The 14996-nt window shown below is 68.2% G+C and carries 15 protein-coding genes; 8 read left to right on the top strand and 7 right to left on the bottom strand.

Annotated features, from left to right (window positions below; all coding sequences use genetic code 11):
* Positions 1-71: 71 nt before the first annotated feature.
* Positions 72-977 (bottom strand): SigB/SigF/SigG family RNA polymerase sigma factor, encoded by a 906-nt coding sequence (locus ACQPWZ_RS20675; protein WP_433572094.1) that lies wholly within the window; start codon positions 975-977, stop codon positions 72-74.
* Positions 978-1720: 743 nt separating this feature from the next.
* Between ACQPWZ_RS20675 and ACQPWZ_RS20670 the strand changes: the two genes are divergently transcribed.
* From ACQPWZ_RS20670 to ACQPWZ_RS20660, 3 genes are all read left to right on the top strand, one after another.
* Entirely contained in the window at positions 1721-2725 is a 1005-nt protein-coding gene (locus tag ACQPWZ_RS20670; RefSeq protein WP_405571772.1) for an SPFH domain-containing protein, read from the top strand.
* 96 nt (positions 2726-2821) lie between these two features.
* Entirely contained in the window at positions 2822-3304 is a 483-nt protein-coding gene (locus ACQPWZ_RS20665; RefSeq protein WP_356706463.1) for a VOC family protein, read from the top strand.
* A gap of 38 nt (positions 3305-3342) precedes the next feature.
* Entirely contained in the window at positions 3343-4170 is an 828-nt protein-coding gene (locus ACQPWZ_RS20660; protein ID WP_433572093.1) for a universal stress protein, read from the top strand.
* Positions 4171-4328: 158 nt separating this feature from the next.
* Here the strand turns inward: ACQPWZ_RS20660 and ACQPWZ_RS20655 are convergent, their stop codons facing one another.
* On the bottom strand, positions 4329-6059 hold the full coding sequence (locus ACQPWZ_RS20655) for a SulP family inorganic anion transporter (protein WP_433572092.1): 1731 nt from the start codon (positions 6057-6059) through the stop codon (positions 4329-4331).
* 569 nt (positions 6060-6628) lie between these two features.
* On the opposite strand from ACQPWZ_RS20655, the gene ACQPWZ_RS20650 reads away from it, so the two are divergent.
* Together ACQPWZ_RS20650 and ACQPWZ_RS20645 are read left to right on the top strand one after the other, a co-directional pair.
* Positions 6629-7402: a GAF and ANTAR domain-containing protein gene (locus ACQPWZ_RS20650; protein ID WP_340474581.1), complete on the top strand. Its 774-nt coding sequence runs from the start codon at positions 6629-6631 to the stop codon at positions 7400-7402.
* A gap of 85 nt (positions 7403-7487) precedes the next feature.
* Positions 7488-8204 carry an ANTAR domain-containing protein gene (locus ACQPWZ_RS20645; RefSeq protein ID WP_433572091.1) on the top strand — a complete coding sequence of 239 codons (717 nt, stop codon included), beginning with the start codon at positions 7488-7490 and terminating at the stop codon, positions 8202-8204.
* A 17-nt stretch (positions 8205-8221) separates the two neighbouring features.
* On the opposite strand, the gene ACQPWZ_RS20640 is transcribed toward ACQPWZ_RS20645, so the two are convergent.
* The 3 genes from ACQPWZ_RS20640 to ACQPWZ_RS20630 form a co-directional block, all read right to left on the bottom strand.
* Positions 8222-8686: a universal stress protein gene (locus tag ACQPWZ_RS20640; protein ID WP_433572090.1), complete on the bottom strand. Its 465-nt coding sequence runs from the start codon at positions 8684-8686 to the stop codon at positions 8222-8224.
* 45 nt (positions 8687-8731) lie between these two features.
* Complete coding sequence (locus ACQPWZ_RS20635; RefSeq protein WP_340474578.1) at positions 8732-9091, bottom strand: ANTAR domain-containing protein; 360 nt, start codon at positions 9089-9091, stop codon at positions 8732-8734.
* A gap of 80 nt (positions 9092-9171) precedes the next feature.
* The gene (locus ACQPWZ_RS20630; protein WP_340474577.1) at positions 9172-9441 is read right to left on the bottom strand and encodes a hypothetical protein; all 270 of its coding nucleotides are present in this window, start codon (positions 9439-9441) and stop codon (positions 9172-9174) included.
* A 373-nt stretch (positions 9442-9814) separates the two neighbouring features.
* Between ACQPWZ_RS20630 and ACQPWZ_RS20625 the strand changes: the two genes are divergently transcribed.
* Positions 9815-10015 (top strand): hypothetical protein, encoded by a 201-nt coding sequence (locus tag ACQPWZ_RS20625; RefSeq protein WP_340474576.1) that lies wholly within the window; start codon positions 9815-9817, stop codon positions 10013-10015.
* 38 nt (positions 10016-10053) lie between these two features.
* Here the strand turns inward: ACQPWZ_RS20625 and ACQPWZ_RS20620 are convergent, their stop codons facing one another.
* Both ACQPWZ_RS20620 and ACQPWZ_RS20615 read right to left on the bottom strand, forming a co-directional pair.
* The gene (locus ACQPWZ_RS20620) at positions 10054-10881 is read right to left on the bottom strand and encodes a YhjD/YihY/BrkB family envelope integrity protein (protein ID WP_340474575.1); all 828 of its coding nucleotides are present in this window, start codon (positions 10879-10881) and stop codon (positions 10054-10056) included.
* Positions 10882-11198: 317 nt separating this feature from the next.
* Complete coding sequence (locus tag ACQPWZ_RS20615; RefSeq protein WP_433572089.1) at positions 11199-12035, bottom strand: protein kinase domain-containing protein; 837 nt, start codon at positions 12033-12035, stop codon at positions 11199-11201.
* 1189 nt (positions 12036-13224) lie between these two features.
* Here ACQPWZ_RS20615 and ACQPWZ_RS20610 point away from each other — a divergent pair.
* Positions 13225-14277, top strand: a complete 1053-nt coding sequence (locus tag ACQPWZ_RS20610; protein ID WP_433572088.1) for a Tat pathway signal protein — start codon at positions 13225-13227, stop codon at positions 14275-14277.
* 31 nt (positions 14278-14308) lie between these two features.
* Entirely contained in the window at positions 14309-14773 is a 465-nt protein-coding gene (locus tag ACQPWZ_RS20605) for an SAM-dependent methyltransferase (RefSeq protein ID WP_433572087.1), read from the top strand.
* Positions 14774-14996 lie beyond the last annotated feature (223 nt).

The following is a 14996-nucleotide window of genomic DNA, read 5'->3' as shown; positions in this document are numbered from 1 at the left end:
CTCCAGCGGCCCGGGCGCTGCCCCTACGAGGGCGCGAAGCCGCAGCCCCCCAAGGCTGCGGGTGCGCCTGGCTAGTGGTCGGTCAGCATGCCGACACGGAGTCGTTTCAAAATCCTGGCGAGCAGACGTGAGACGTGCATCTGGGAGATGCCGAGTTCGGTGCCGATCTGTTGTTGCGTCTTCTCCTGGCCGAAGCGCAGTTCGAGGATCCGCCGTTCACGGTCGCTGAGCCGGCCGAGCAGGGGAGCGAGGGCGTGAAGATCCTCCACCAGTTCGATGGCCGGATCGCAGGAACCGAGCTTGTCGGCGATGGTGTGTGCGAGGGCGGGGCGTTCTCCATGCCCGTCACCGATGTGTTCGTCGGAGGCGTCCAGAGGTCCGGCCGTGTAGCCGCTCGCGGCGATGAGTCCTTCGACGATCTCCTCGTCGCTCAGTTCCAAGTAGGCGGCGAGGTCCCCGACCGTGGGTTCATGACCGGAGACGCGGGCCAGCTGTTCTCTGGCTCTGGCCAGGTCGATACGCAGTTCCTGCAGGCGCCGTGGGACATGTACGGCCCAGGTGGAGTCCCGGAAGTACCGCTTGATCTCGCCCACGATGTACGGGATGGCGAAGGAGGTGAACTCGACCTCACGGGAGAGATCGAACCGGTCGATGGCTTTGATCAGGCCGACGGTTCCGACCTGGACGATGTCCTCCATCTCACCGTTTCCGCGGCTGCGGAACCGTCCCGCGGTGAAGTGCACCAGGGACCGGTTCATTTCGACCAGGGTGTTCCGTGCGTACTGGTACTCGCGGCTGCCTTCCTCCAGTGTTCGGAGCCGACGGAGGAACAGCGGGGACAGCGAACGGGCGTCTTTCGGGGCCACCTTCGACGCCTTCTCGATCCGCGGAAGCCCGTCCACCGCGTGGGCCGTGCGGCGGCGACCTGTGATGGGCGGCAGATCGCACGCCCCTTTCGTTTCCAGGAACGTGCTCATGTGACAACCCTTGATCGAGTACTGCCCTGGCACACGGGCAGTACAGCAGGGGCGTCGGCCCGCGAGGCGGACGACCGGGGTACTGGGGGAACGTGTCGTGTGGCATATCGCCGACACCGGTCTTGAGCAGGGAAATCGGCGAATGCTCCGACGGCGCCATCCACCGCAGGCGCAGCGCGCCGAATCAGCGCCGGGCGGGTGGGAGCAGGGGACGGACGGACGCGCACATGTTCTGTCCCTACGCGCATACCGTGTGCCATAGGCCATCCCCACTGCTCCACTGATCAGTGCGCCGGGGTCACGGGCCTGCCCCCACCGTAGACCTCATCGTGCGAGATGGCCATGACCGAAGGGGCACATGCCGGGAGCGACGGTCGAACTCACGGAGGAACAGCGCTCGTTCGGAGGCGGCAAGGGACCGGGAGAGGCGCTGCCCTTGGTCGAGAGCGGGCGCCGTCGTCTGTGCCGTTTGCGGAGTACGGTGAAGAGACCGAGGGCTTTTCGTGTGACGCCATCCACGGCGGCATCGTCTGCGGCGAGCAACATCACTGGGCCGTCGCGGCGGCACGGGTCAGGTTCGCGCCATGACGACCGTTACGCCCTCCATCACTCGTTGCACAACTCCCAGTCGCCCCGCTCCCTCTGAGGCAAGGCGCCCGTGCGAGGAGCCCCCGATGACGTCTTCTCGCCTGCGGCATGGCCGCCCACGCCAGTGTGCTCATCGAAGCAAGGATGTGAGAACGATGAACGCTCCAATCACCCTGCTGATCGTGGTGGCTTCGGCCGGGCTGATGCTGCTCGTGATGAGCCTGCGTGACGTCCAGCAGTTCGAAAGAGGCGTGGTCTTCCGCTTCGGACGGCTGCTGCCGGACATCCGAGGGCCCGGACTGCGCATGATCCGGCCGGTCGCGGACCGGATGCGAAAGGTGTCCGTGCAGACCGAAGTCCTCGGCATCCCGCCGCAGGGAGCCATCACGGCCGACAATGTGACGCTCACGGTCGATGCCGTCGTCTACTTCCGTGTCATCGACCCGGTCAAGGCCCTTGTGAACGTGCGCAATTACCCCGGCGCGGTCTCGCAGATCGCCCAGACCTCGCTGCGCTCGGTCATCGGGCGCGCGGACCTGGACACGATCCTGTCCGACCGCGACCACATCAATGCCGAACTCAAGGACGTCATGGACGCCCCCACGGAGGAGCCTTGGGGTGTGTGCATCGAGCGCGTGGAAATCAAGGACATTGCCCTACCGGAATCCATGATGCGTTCCATCGCCAAGCAGGCGGAGGCCGAACGCGAACGCCGTGCCCGGGTCATCGCCGCCGACGGCGAGTACCAGGCTTCCCAGCGGCTGACCGACGCGGCCGCAACGATGGCCGACACTCCGGGAGCACTTCAACTGCGTTTGTTGCAGACCGTGGTGGACGTGTCCGCGGAGAAGAACAGCACCTTGGTGATGCCCTTCCTTGTGGAGATGCTCCGCTTCTTCGAGCATCGGACCCCGGAGACCGACGACAAGTCGGCGCGCAGGAAGACGGTCCGGGCCGCCGCTCCGAGGATCACCATTCCGGGCACTCCGAAGGTCACTGTTCCTGTGCCGTCCCCGTCGGTCCTGGGCGCTGACCCGCAGGCGTCGCCCGCAGTCTTTGTCACCCGACGTGACGTCAACACGACGCGTGCCAACTCCGGTCGGGTACGACGGGATGCTCCGCCTCTGTACGAGGAGACCGACCCGCTGGCCCGCATCTGATCAGCCGGCGAACACCAGCCGGCGATGACGGTTGTCGCCTTTCCCTCAGGCGACGACCGTCGGCGAACCGTCAAGACACCCGATGGAGGAGGACCCATGCCACGAACATCCGTCACGCGGAGCAGGAAATCGACCCGCGCCGGCCCCGAGGCTCGTATGGCCTTGGCGCGCGACATGAAGCTGGCTTCGGTCGCGCTCTATGTAGTCGACCTCGACGGTTCAGTGAGCTTCTACCATGATCTCCTGGGCCTGGACGTCTCCATCCTCACCAGCACCGGCGCACTCATGGTCAACGCGAGCGGCTCCCAGCTGTACTTGCGTTCGCTGAGCGACAAGGCCGCCCATACGACGGGCGGTATCGGATTCCAGTGCATGATCTGGACGGCTCCCAGCGCCTCGGCACTGCAGCATTGCGAAGATGTACTCAAGGAACGAGACGCTCACACCGCCACCGGCAGGGCCGAGGGGTTCACGTGGGTCGAAGGACGTGATCCCAGCGGCGTCCCTGTGATGGTGAGCTTCCCCGGGCCGGACCGGACGGTGCGCCAGGAGATCATCTCGCGCATCTACTCGTGGTGACACGAAGCCCGACCGGGAACAGGCGCGACACCATCACCGTGGGTATCGATGGCTCCGCTGAGAGCCTGAACGCCGCTGCCTGGGCTGCTCGCGAGGCTCGGCGCCGCGGTATGGCGCTCCAGGTGGTCCACGTCGACGACGGCCCGCCCCACCCGACCGGCCTGCGCGAACTCGATGCCCCGGCAGGGCGTGAGCGCGGCACACTGGACAGCGCCATCCGCGCCCTGACGCACGGCAACCCAAGTGGGGACATCATTGCCGGCACTCTGACGGGCCCGCCCGCACCGGCTCTGGTGAACGCCGCGCGGGAATCGGCCGCACTGGTGGTCGGTTCACGAGGGCGCACCGCCCTCGAGGGGTTCCTCGTCGGCTCCGTGGCCCTGGCCGTCACCGCCAAGGCCCTGTGCCCCGTCGTCCTGATCCGGGCCCCGCGCCCGCGCCGGTTCCTGCCCCGCCGTGCCGCGCCTGAGCCCGTCGTCGTCGGTGTCGACCTCGACCATTCCTGCGGCGCGGTCCTTGCCCAGGCTTTCACCGCGGCCGCGCTGCGGGAGGCACCGGTGATCGTGGTCCACGCCTGGAGCGTGCCCCTGCTGAAGGACACTTCCAGTGGCATACCGGAGCCGGAGACCACCAAGCGACGACAACTGTCGGAGGTGGTCGGCCCCTGGCTGAGCAAGTACCCGCACACACCTGTTACCGAGCGGCTGGTTCACAGCACCGCAGGACACACCCTGCGCGAGTCCGGCGAGAGCGCCGGACTGCTGGTGCTCGGACGTCGCACCAACCCCGCCGAACGTCTCGGACGCACCCTGCACTCGGTCATCCATCACGTCCACTGCCCAGTGTTCGTCGTCCCGCACGAATGACAGGGCCCCCCGGCCCCCACCACGGTTCGCCGAGGGCAATCCAGGTGCGGGGTGGGGCCGGCGAAAGGCCCGTCGTATGCGAAGGCGACCGGGGCCGGCAAGGCACCGGTGTTCCGATGTGCCGGACCGCCTCTCCGGCGTGCTTCGCCGGACGGCCCCTAACTGTCCTCACCGTCCCCCTGGGTGGGAAACCGGTCCCGATAGGCCGCGACCGCAGTGGGCAACGTCGGAAAGATCAGCTGAGGCCCTACGGATGCGCTCAGGCCGTAGGCGTCGAGCTGGTCGCGCAGGTCCTGTTTGACCCGGGCCATGGCGAACACGATGCCGCGCCCCGCCAGTTCGCGTCGCAGCGCGTCCACCGAGTCGAGCGCTGTGATGTCCACCTCCACGTTCGCCTCGGCGTTGAGGACGAACCAGTTGACAGGGCCCGGCTGTTCGGCAACAGCGGCCAGCGCACGGAGGCGGAAGTTCTCGGCATTGGCGAAGAACAGGGGGGAGTCGTAGCGGTAGACCAGAAGACCCGGAATGGTACGGGCCTGCGGGTAGTCGTCCACGTCGTGCATGCCGGCCACTCCGGGCACCAGGCCCTCGACCGCGTCGTGCGGGCGCGCCACCCGGCTCAGCAATTCGGCCACCGACAGCCCCACCGCCACGAGCACGCCGTAGAGGATGTTCAGGGTCAGCACCCCGGCCAGGCAACCGAGGGCCAGCAGTAGCTCCCGGCGCCGGAAGGAGGCCAGCCTACGAAAGCCTGCCAGGTCGATCATTCGGACCGCGGCGTAGACGACCAAGGCGCCCAGCACGGTCACCGGAATGCGGCCGAGAAGTGGACTGAGCCACAGCAGGACCGCCAGGACGGCCGCACAGGCAATCAGCGAGTACACCTGGCTGCGGCCGCCTGCGGACTGCGCGAGCGCTGTGCGGCTGGCACTGCTGCTCACGGGAAAGCCCTGCAGGGCGCCGGCACCCAGGTTCGCCGTCCCCAGCGCGAACAACTCCTGGTTGGAATCCAGCTGTTGCCCTGTATCGCGGTCGGCGAAGGCGCGCGCCGTCAGGACGACGTCGGTGTAGCCGACGAGGAGAATGCCGAGCGCGGGCAGCAGCAGCTCGGAGAGGTCACCCAGATCGGGCAGCTCGGGCCGCGGCAACCCGGCTGGAACCTCGCCGATCACCGCGATGCCGTGTGCCTCCAAGCCGAAGAGGGCCACTGCGGACGTGCCGAGGACAACGACCAGCAGCGGCCCGGGCACGGCCCGCATCAGCAGGGGCAGAGCGAACAGGACCAACAGAGCGACAGCGCTGAAGAACACCGTGGCCGGATGGGCATCGGACACATGCCGGGCGAAGGACAGCAGTTGCGGGAAGAAGCCGGAGCCCGTAGTCCGGATGCCGGTCAGCTTCGGCAACTGGTCAACGATCATGATCAGTGCGACGCCGGCCAGATAGCCGACCAGGACGGGGCGCGACAGGAGATCGGCGACGAAGCCGAGCCGTACGGCCCACGCCACCAGGCACAGCAGTCCGACAACGACAGCGAGCGAGGCGGCCAGTACGGCGTAGCGGCCGGGGTCGCCCCCGGCGAGCGGTCCGATCACCGCCGCGGTCATCAGCGCCGTCGTCGACTCCGGGCCGACCGACAACACCCTGGACGAGCCGAGCACCGCGTACAGCACCAAAGCGGGCAGGATGGCCCACAGTCCGGCGACCGGCGGCAGGCCCGCCACGCTCGCGTATGCCATCACCTGAGGGACCAGGTAGGCCGCCACGGTCACGCCGGCGAAGAGATCGCCCCGCAGCCAGGAGCGCCGGTACCCGGCGAGCACAGCAACTCCCGGTGTCCCGGGTACAAAGCGCCGCCACCCCGGCCTGCCGCCGCCGTCCTGGGACATGGGCCTCCTCTCGCGCCGCCTGGCTCAGCATCCCGCCCGGCAGCGCTCCGTCGCGAAGGCCGTCCGGGCCGAGCAGTGCGGGCAACTGACAGCTGTGAGAGTGCCTCGCGACGATGATGCGCTGCGCAACCCCGCATTGCCACTCCGGGCGCGGTGTCCGGCCGTTGAGAATGACGGCTTCAAACGTCTCCGGGACAGACGGAGGACTGCGCTGCTCTTCACAGGCCCCGGACTCCGGCGGCATACCGGCGCTCGGCACAGGTCGTCAGGGCAGCAGGATGACGCGTCCCGTCGCCCGGCCCATCGCGTCGGAGAGAGCTGGGTGGAGCGCCTGTCCCGGTGCATGTGCCACGGACCGCACGTCCGGCCCTCCGCCGAACGTAGGCTCAGACCGGAGACCGCGCCAACAGGGGCCCGAAGCCCCGCACTCACCACCCGGATCGCCTCCTGAACCGAGGTGCCATGCTCATTCATCAGCTGGATGTCTCCCGGCACGACACAGAATGCCGCGCACCGGTCACCCCGGTCGGCGGTCCGGCCGATCTCTGTCCCGAGTCCGCGGAGCCAGGGTGAAGCCGCCCAGCCGCGCGTCGCGAATCCGCTTACTGGTGGCCGAGCAGGCGGCACTGCGCGGCGCCCGGGTCGGTGTGGTGGATGTGTGCAACGCAGCGGCGGCGGCCCTTCCGTTCGACGGCGCCGGAGTCTCGGCGATGTTCCGGACTGCGGCAAGTCATCCGCTGTGCAGCACCGACGACATCAGCGAGCAGCTGGAGGAACTGCAGCTCACGCTCGGAGAGGGGCCGTGCGTGGATGCCTTCGCCCTCGGATCTGTCATCACGGCGCCCGACCTGCAGACCGCTGAAACGCACAGCCGGTGGCCGGCATTCGCCGAAGCGGCCATCGACGCCGGGGCGGGGGCGGTCTGCGCGTTCCCTCTGCAGGTCGGGGCGATCATGCCGGGAGTTCTCGACCTCTATTCCACCGGCCCGGTCGAGCTGGACCAGGAGCAGTTGGCCGATGCATGCGCCTTCGCGGACACGGCGACCCTGGTCCTGCTCGATGCGCGCATCGAGCAACCGGTGCTGCCGCTCGGGATCGCGACGGAGATCGCGCCGGACAGACGTCTGGAGGACCTGGGCGGATACCGAGCAGAAATCGACCAGGCCACCGGCATGCTCACGGTGCAGCTGGGCGTGGGCATCGAGGAGGCCTTCATCCGGCTGCGGGCCCATGCCTATGCGCGCGGTCAGCGACTGGCCGAGGTGGCCTCCGACATCGTGGCCCGCCGGCTCCGCCTCCCCCCGGGACCGGACACGGACGAGAGCGACGAGCCGTCCGACTGAGAACCCTGACCGCCACAGCGGGCCGATGCACGCGCTGCACTTCCCGCCCGTTCCGGCTGGAAGACTTTCGAGAGAGGGTGGCACGATGAACCAGCAGTTGCTCGCCAAGACCTTCGTCGAGTTGGCAGACAACCTGGTCGCCGACTTCGACCTGATCGACTTCCTGCGCCTGCTGACCGACCGGTGCGTCAGCATGCTCGGCGCCACGGCCGCCGGAGTGCTGCTCGCCGACCCCAACGGCGAACTCCGCATCATGGCCGCGTCCGACGAACAGGTACGCCTCCTGGAGCTGTTCCAGCTCCAGAACGACGAAGGCCCCTGCCTGGAATGCTTCCGCACCGGCGCGGCCGTCACCGCCGTCGACCTGTCCGCGGAGGCCGCCCGGTGGCCGCGATTCGTGGCCCAGGCCCATCGCGGCGGATTCGCAGCGGTCCAAGCGCTCCCCATGCGCCTGCGCGACGAAGTGGTCGGCGCCCTCAACCTGTTCCGTACCGAACCCGGCCCCTTCGATCCGGTCGGCACACCAATCGCGCAGGCCTTGGCCGACGTCGCCACCATCAGCCTCCTGCAGCAACGCTCCACCCAGCGCAGCAGCATTCTGAACGAACAACTGCAGAACGCGTTGAACAGTCGTGTACTGATCGAGCAGGCCAAGGGAAAGCTCGCGGAACGCCAGGGCATCGACATGGAACAGGCCTTCACCGCACTGCGCAGTTACGCCCGTTCCCACAACCGACGTCTGTCCGACGTCGCGCGAGCGTTCATCTCCGACTCGGAACCCCTGACCGGCCTGCTGCCCTGAACAGCCCACTCAGGCTGTCACTCGCGGTCAGGGTCCGGTACGGAGCTTGTGCCGCGGACGACGACGACCGGGCAGGGAGAGAGATGCACACAGTGCTGGCTCACCGAGCCGAGCAGTGCCTCGGTGAATCCACCGTGCCCTCGGTTGCCCACGACCAGTAGCTGCGCTCCTTGTGCCGCCGCGAGCAAGGCTCTCGCCGCGTACTGGTCCACCACCGTCTGACGGATCGGAGCTCCCGGAACGTCCGCGGCGACGCGCTCCACGGCAGCGGCGAGGGTTCTGCCGAATGCGTTTTCCAGATGGTCGGCCAGTTGCAGTGCGGGCCATCCGCCGGCCACGGGGTAGTCCCAACCGATCAGCGCTTCGACGAGGCTGTCGGTGAGCCGGGCCTGGCCCATGGCCCACCGCAATGCCGCGTACGAGGGGGGAGAGCCGTCGACTCCGACCACGATCCTGTCGTCCGGGCCATCAGCGGCGGCCATGGTGCACCTCCTTGTCACCGTGGGAAGCGGCGGCCATCGTGGGCTTCATCGTCGGTCTGCCGCGTAGATCCGCAGCAGCGAATGGCGTATCGCCCGGTGCATCTGCTCCGGGAACGGATCCCCTTCCGATGTCGCCACCAAGGCAGCAGCCACTTCCCGGAGCTTGACATCGCACTGGCGAGAGACGTCCACCAGCAAGCCCCGGGCCACCCCGCGGCCACAGGGCATCAAGGCCATCACCATGCCGCACGCCTGGTCGACGGCTGCCCGGCCGGCCATCATCCGACGCAGCTGATCGTTCTCGCTGCGCAGCGCGACGATGTCCCGCCCCTGGGACGGGTGATCCCAGGTGGCCTCAGCCGTCAGACTCCAGCGCTCCTCTTGGATCGTGCTCGATCGACGCATGGCACGTACCTCTCGATGGATTCACTGTGTGGGGTCTGGCTGGGCCGGCTCCGGTGCGCACGAGCGCGGCAGGGCGTAGGTCACCGGTGATGTTCGCGGTCCCGGCGGTCCTGGCGATTCCAGCGCCCGCGCCGTTGGCGTCGGTAGCGCCGGTCCCAGCGGTCCTGGCGATCCCGGTAGTCCCGGTACTCCACGTAACCGGATTGCTCTCCCTTACCTCTGCTGCCGGAACCACCTCTGCCGAAGTGGGCAGAACCGAAGATCAGCACGGCAGCGGCCACCCACCAGATCGGGTTCAGAAGGCCGAAGCCGAGCAGGGCCAGGACGAGGATGAGAAGCAGGACGAACACAACGGGCCTCCGGGGCGGAACGAAGCATCGCTGCCGGGGACCGGGGCCTCACCGCACAACGTAGTCCTGCTCGAAGCCCGCGGCCAGCTCCCCAGGTCATCGCGTACCGCCCCTGCGGAGATGGCGACTTGACGCCTGTTCAGGAAGTGTCGCGGCGAATAGCCTGCAGAGTGCCGCCCTGGCCCCTGGCAGTGTCGAGCAGTTGTCGCGTCCCCGCTCGGGAGCGCACCTGGCACACCGGCGCTTGAGCCATCTCGCCATCCGCGCGGCCATTGCGCATCCGCCGCCGCGACGCGATCACGGCCTCGACCGATGCGCCCCACGGGCAGTTCATCTGCTCCCCGCCGCAGTGCACTCCCAACAGGCGGTACCCATGTACGCGCTGATCGTCCTGGTCCCCTTCGTCCTGCTCGCCACCGTGATGGGCCTGTCGTGGTGGGAGGAGTACGTCCTGCCGACGGCCGAGCCGGCGGAAGCCCCCGCCGAGCCTCCGACGCCCCCGGCCGCCCCTCCCCCGCACAGGGAGCTCACTCACATCGAGACTGCGCCGGCAGAGGACGTCTCACCGCATTGACCTTCGGCACGGCTTCGGTCCACCTGGGCAATCGGCTCTCACCTGCGCCACTTCAGTGCACGTGGCACACGGGGGAACTCCTCGTGCAGCAGACGACCGACCAGCGCGCCGCCGAATACCACGACGCCCACACCGACCAGCCACGACTGGAGGACGAGGACCGTTCCGAAGGGACCGTAGGTGACAGCGCTGGAAGCGATCAACGGCGAGAAGACGAACCGGGAGAAGATCCTGAGGCCGAGCAGCCCGACCACGGTCGCCACAGCTCCGGGCAACAGGGCCGGCCAGCCGATCCGGCCGCCGAGCAGCATCCGCTGGGACCACCAGAAGAACAGAACAGCGCTCACCAACGCGGCCAGCGCCCCGGCCACCGACCCCCGCCACAACCCGGTGGTGGCGGACACGAAGAGGTATCCGGTGAGCACAGTGAGCCACAGGACGTGTCGCCATCTGGCGTGCCAGCGGGCCGGCGGCAGATCCCAGACCTTCTCGTAACCGGTCTGCACGGCTGCCCCGAACGTCAGACCGAACACGGCCAAGGTGGCAAGACCGAAGGCGGTCGTGGTCCGCAGGGCCTGGCCGGGCAGCGTGAACAGCTCCTCGACCTCCTGCTTCGAGGTCGCCGACACACCGATCCCGTCCCCCAGCCACTGCGCGAACCCCCGCCCGTGGTCCGGATCGGCCGAGGAGACGATGATCAGCAGCGGCACCAGTGTCAGGAACCCGAGAGCCGCGAAACCCAGCGACCGTGAACCCAGTTCGAGACCGCTGCTCCGGCGCCAGCCGCGCCCTGCCGGCGAACGGCTGAGCGCTCGGCGCAGCCGCCCGAGCATGGATGAATGGTGCGCGGCAGTGGACGGTTTCATCGGCAGAGCCTCAGGAGTCCTCGTCCGGACCGAGGACGGACCGCAGTTTCTGGTGTGCCTCTCCAGTGTCGCCGCCCTCTTGCCCTGCCAGCAAGGCGGCGGCGATGGCGCCCGGCTTGCGCTCGGCCGTGTGCTGCCATGCCCGGGCCAGCCATCGCCACTCCGGGCTCCGTTCGGCAGCGCGTCACACATCTCCACGACGGCCCAGGACCCACCGCGCGTCCCCACCCGACTGCGCGCCCCGACGCGGACAAGGCCCCGGACCGGCAAAGCAGTCCGAGGCTCGTCGGCCAGGTGCACTGCTGGACCTCAACCCTTCACGCAAGCGAGGCGGCTTCCAGCACCTCACACACCTCCGCGACAGTCGGCCGCTGTGCCGGGTCGTGACAGAGCATGGCGGTGACGGTCTCGCCGAACACGCCCGGCAGTGCGAAGTCCCGCCGCTCACCGTCCACGACGGCCTGACGCTGGACCTCGCGTTCCGCGTCGTCGGCATACGGGACCACTCGCTTGCCCGTAGCAGAGATCAGCAGCGACGCCCCCAGTGCGTACACGTCGGAAGCCGGGGTGGGGGTCGCGGTTCCGGTCGCCAGCACGCTGCGGGCGATCTCCGGTGCTTCGTAGTGCACCAGGCAACCCGGGAACGGGAAGTCGTAGAGCGACGGCACATCCCCGCCGCGGGCCAGCGCCAGATCGATGAGGCGCGTCTGCGCGCCGATCACGAAATGCGCGGGCTGAACGTCGCCGTGGACCCATCCATGGGCATGCAGATCATCGAGCGCGCGTGCGCATGATGCCGCGGTGCTGTAGTCGGGTGCCTCCGCCGCCGTTTCCGTGGCGCGGAAGGGTTCCCACAGCCTCCAGAGGTCATCGCCGTCCCACCAGGGCTGGACGTTCCACGTTCCCCGGTCCCATGTCCCGTAGGAGACGTCCGTGCGGCCGAGACCGTGCAGGACGGTCGCCTCCCGTGCGGGGGCAAGGGCGGTGTAGCCGTGCTGAGGGCCGGCCGGGTAGCCGAGCTTCACCGCAAGGCGCCCCTTGTTCGTCTGCACCTCCCACACGGTCGAGCCCCGCCGGTCCAGCACGAGCCTCATGGCTGCCGGCTCGACGACCGCACGAAGTTCGGGAGGAAGATCGCTTGCAGTGGACGTCATCTGACCCTCGCAGTCGGTGAAGGGACCGGCCCCCATGGTGAGGACCGGTTCCGGAAGCGTGCTCCTGGACGGTGCCGTACGGCCGCCCGTCGTCCGAGTCGCACAACGGCCGGAGCGGGGCTGATGCCCGCCCTGATCACACGGTCCGGGGGAACCGCCGAGCCCTCCGCCGGGCTCCGTGACCAGAGCGGGGGCCTATTGGATGAGCGCCAGGGTGAGCACCAGGCCCACGCTGCCGACGATCATCAGGACGTAGAGAGGGCCGGCGAACTTACAGATGCAGCGTCCTAAGCCGCTCATCGGGCGCTCCTGCGACGCATTGCGCAGCGGAGTGGCGCAGGGGCACTCGCCGCGGCCCTCATAAGGGCCGCCGCTCAGAAGACGCGGGCTGCATCGACCGTGCGCGCACAGTGTTGCGGCCCGTGCATCGCCGGCACTCACAGGGTGGATAGCGCATGGGTTCATTGATGAGAACGACAGGATCGCCCTCGCGCACGATGGAGGACTGCTCCCAGGTCTCGCCGGAATCACGTGAGACCCGGAGCGTCATCAGTGAGCGCTGCTCACTGCCGGTGGTGCCACCGATGGTCATCTTTGATTCCCCTCGACGTGAGTGCTTGCGGACACACCGAGGAAACCGCGCCGAACCGCGGCTGGGTATGGGGTTGGGGTGCCGGGGGTGGTCAAGGTGCTCAAAGATCATCTACGCGTTGCTGACGAGTGACGCCGCCTCAAATGCACTGTGACGTCGGCCGTTTGCTCGTAGCGTGGACCAGGCGACCAGAGCGAGGAGCAGCGCCGCCGTGGGTAGGGTCAAAGTGATCAAAGATCGTTCGACCACCGGGGGCGCATCATGGCTGCGCGCGAACGCAACGAACGTCTCGCTGCCCTGTTAGGGGAAGCGGGCTGGTCGCGGGCACAAGCAGCGAGCGCGTACAACCGCGTCGCGACCGAGAACAACCTCCGCAATCACGCGACGATCGGCCGCTCCCACATCAGCATGTGGGTAGGCGGCACCCAGCCCTCAGGTCCCTCGCCCCTAATCTTGAGCCAGGCACTGTCCCGTCGTCTGAAGCGTGTCGTGACACCGCAAGAGATCGGGTTCGCAGTTCCCACCTCGCCGGCGCAGGGGGCGCCGGAGTGGCGCGTTGATCCTCTGATCGCGCTGACCGACTTGGGGAGAACCGACTTGGACGCGGACCGAAGAAGGCTGCTGACCACCGCGGTGTACTCGACCGCTGCTCTGGCACTCCCCAGTCACGCCTGGTGGACGACGATGGCCCACCCGCCCACCGAGCCGGCCATGGGAAAGCAGCGTGTCGGCCGGGGCGACGTCGCCACTGTCCAGGAACTCACGGTGGCGTTCTCCCGCATGGACCAGAGCCGCGGTGGCGGCCATGGACGCAAGGCCCTCGTGCAGTACCTGCACGCCGACGTCCGGGACTTCCTGCACGGCCGCTTCGCCGACGAGCAGGTCAGGCGCGACATGTTCTCCGCGGCAGCCGAGTTGTCCTACCTGTCCGGGTGGATGGCGTTCGACAACGGCGAACACGCCGTGGCTCAGAAGTACTTCGTCCTGGCCGTAAAGCTCGCCGCACGTGCTGACGACGCCCCCCTGTCCGGACACATCCTGCGCGCCATGGCGCATCAGGCCATCGATCTCGGTTATGCCCGCGAAGGTCTCCACCTCGCGGAGGCATCCGTGCACGGCGAGAGGTACGCGGCTGCCACACCGCGGGAGCGGGCGCTGCTCGGTGTCATCCATGCCCGAGGTCTGGCCGCGAACGGGAAGAAGCAGGCAGCTGCCAAGGCCCTCCTGCGTGCCGAGGACGACTTGGCAGCGGCGAACGAGGGGATACAGGAGCCGAACCGCACCTTCTTCTTCGGAGAGGCATCCCTGGCCCACGAGACAGCCTGCACGCTCCGGGACCTCGGCGACCGTCCGCGAGCCATCCGCGAGTTCCGCCACTCGGTCCGCACCCGAGGCACCGCCTTCCGCCGAACGCACGCCGTCACGCTGGGGTACCTCGGCGCGACACAGATCGCCGGCGGAAGTGTCGAGGAAGCCTGCGCGACCTGGGGCAGCGTTCTGGACGCGATGGAGGACGGCATCTACTCCGGCCGCGCCCGCCAAGCCGTCGTCGACATGCGCCACCTTCTGTCCCCCTACCGACGGCGCGGCATCCCCGCCGTCACCGCTCTGGTCGCCCGGGCAACGGCATACCTGGTCCAAGTAGATTGATCGGCGTCACGCCACGGATGAGGGGAAGCTCATGACGCAGTCGCTGGAGATCAAGCCCATCGGCATCGTGGTGGGCGGGCGCACCGAGCCAACGGATGACCACTGGGGCGAGACGGCGATCATCCGCCTCAACCCCGAATACCCGGTCGAAGTGGTCCAGGGCCTGGAGGAGTTCTCCCACCTGCTCGTCGTCTGGCACTTCCACAAAGCATCACCCGACGACGTCGCCCTGCATGCCCGCAGCCCGCGGAACAACCCCCAGTGGCCCGCCACCGGCACCTTCGTTCACCGCAATCACCGCCGGCCGAATCAACTCGCAGAGTCGTTCCCCCGTCTGCTCAAGGTCGACGGGCTCGATCTGCATGTGGCTGATCTCGACGCCATCGACGGCTCACCGATCTACGACCTGGCCCCGTACTTCCAGGAGATGGGTCCGCGAGGCGAAGTGCGGGAGCCCAGCTGGCCCACAGAAATGCTTGAAAACTACTGGGCCTAGTGCATCCGAGAGCGCTACAGGGGCCATTTCGCCTACACACTGCCAACGTCGGGCTGCACGTCGCTCTGAAACCACCACCCTCGCCGTCGGAGCGAGAACTCACCGACGTCTACCACCCCCTTGCCACAGGCAAAGAGCGGTCGCCTCTTACCTCGTCGGCGCCGTTCGCTCCCCAGGTGTTCCCGCTATCCCCCCGTCCCCCGTCGTGCCGCCAATCATCGGG

Source organism: Streptomyces sp. CA-251247 (assembly GCF_050952975.1).
Lineage (GTDB): Bacteria > Actinomycetota > Actinomycetes > Streptomycetales > Streptomycetaceae > Streptomyces > Streptomyces achmelvichensis.
This window is presented reverse-complemented; position numbering and strand designations above follow the sequence as displayed.

Excerpts from the sequence above, each read along its gene's own strand:
- ACQPWZ_RS20675 (WP_433572094.1), bottom strand. The coding sequence starts at position 977 with ATGAGCACGTTCCTGGAAACGAAAGGGGCGTGCGATCTGCCGCCCATC.
- ACQPWZ_RS20670 (WP_405571772.1), top strand. The coding sequence starts at position 1,721 with ATGAACGCTCCAATCACCCTGCTGATCGTGGTGGCTTCGGCCGGGCTG.
- ACQPWZ_RS20665 (WP_356706463.1), top strand. The coding sequence starts at position 2,822 with ATGCCACGAACATCCGTCACGCGGAGCAGGAAATCGACCCGCGCCGGC.
- ACQPWZ_RS20655 (WP_433572092.1), bottom strand. The coding sequence starts at position 6,059 with ATGTCCCAGGACGGCGGCGGCAGGCCGGGGTGGCGGCGCTTTGTACCC.
- ACQPWZ_RS20645 (WP_433572091.1), top strand. The coding sequence starts at position 7,488 with ATGAACCAGCAGTTGCTCGCCAAGACCTTCGTCGAGTTGGCAGACAAC.
- ACQPWZ_RS20640 (WP_433572090.1), bottom strand. The coding sequence starts at position 8,686 with ATGGCCGCCGCTGATGGCCCGGACGACAGGATCGTGGTCGGAGTCGAC.
- ACQPWZ_RS20635 (WP_340474578.1), bottom strand. The coding sequence starts at position 9,091 with ATGCGTCGATCGAGCACGATCCAAGAGGAGCGCTGGAGTCTGACGGCT.
- ACQPWZ_RS20625 (WP_340474576.1), top strand. The coding sequence starts at position 9,815 with ATGTACGCGCTGATCGTCCTGGTCCCCTTCGTCCTGCTCGCCACCGTG.
- ACQPWZ_RS20620 (WP_340474575.1), bottom strand. The coding sequence starts at position 10,881 with ATGAAACCGTCCACTGCCGCGCACCATTCATCCATGCTCGGGCGGCTG.
- ACQPWZ_RS20615 (WP_433572089.1), bottom strand. The coding sequence starts at position 12,035 with ATGACGTCCACTGCAAGCGATCTTCCTCCCGAACTTCGTGCGGTCGTC.
- ACQPWZ_RS20605 (WP_433572087.1), top strand. The coding sequence starts at position 14,309 with ATGACGCAGTCGCTGGAGATCAAGCCCATCGGCATCGTGGTGGGCGGG.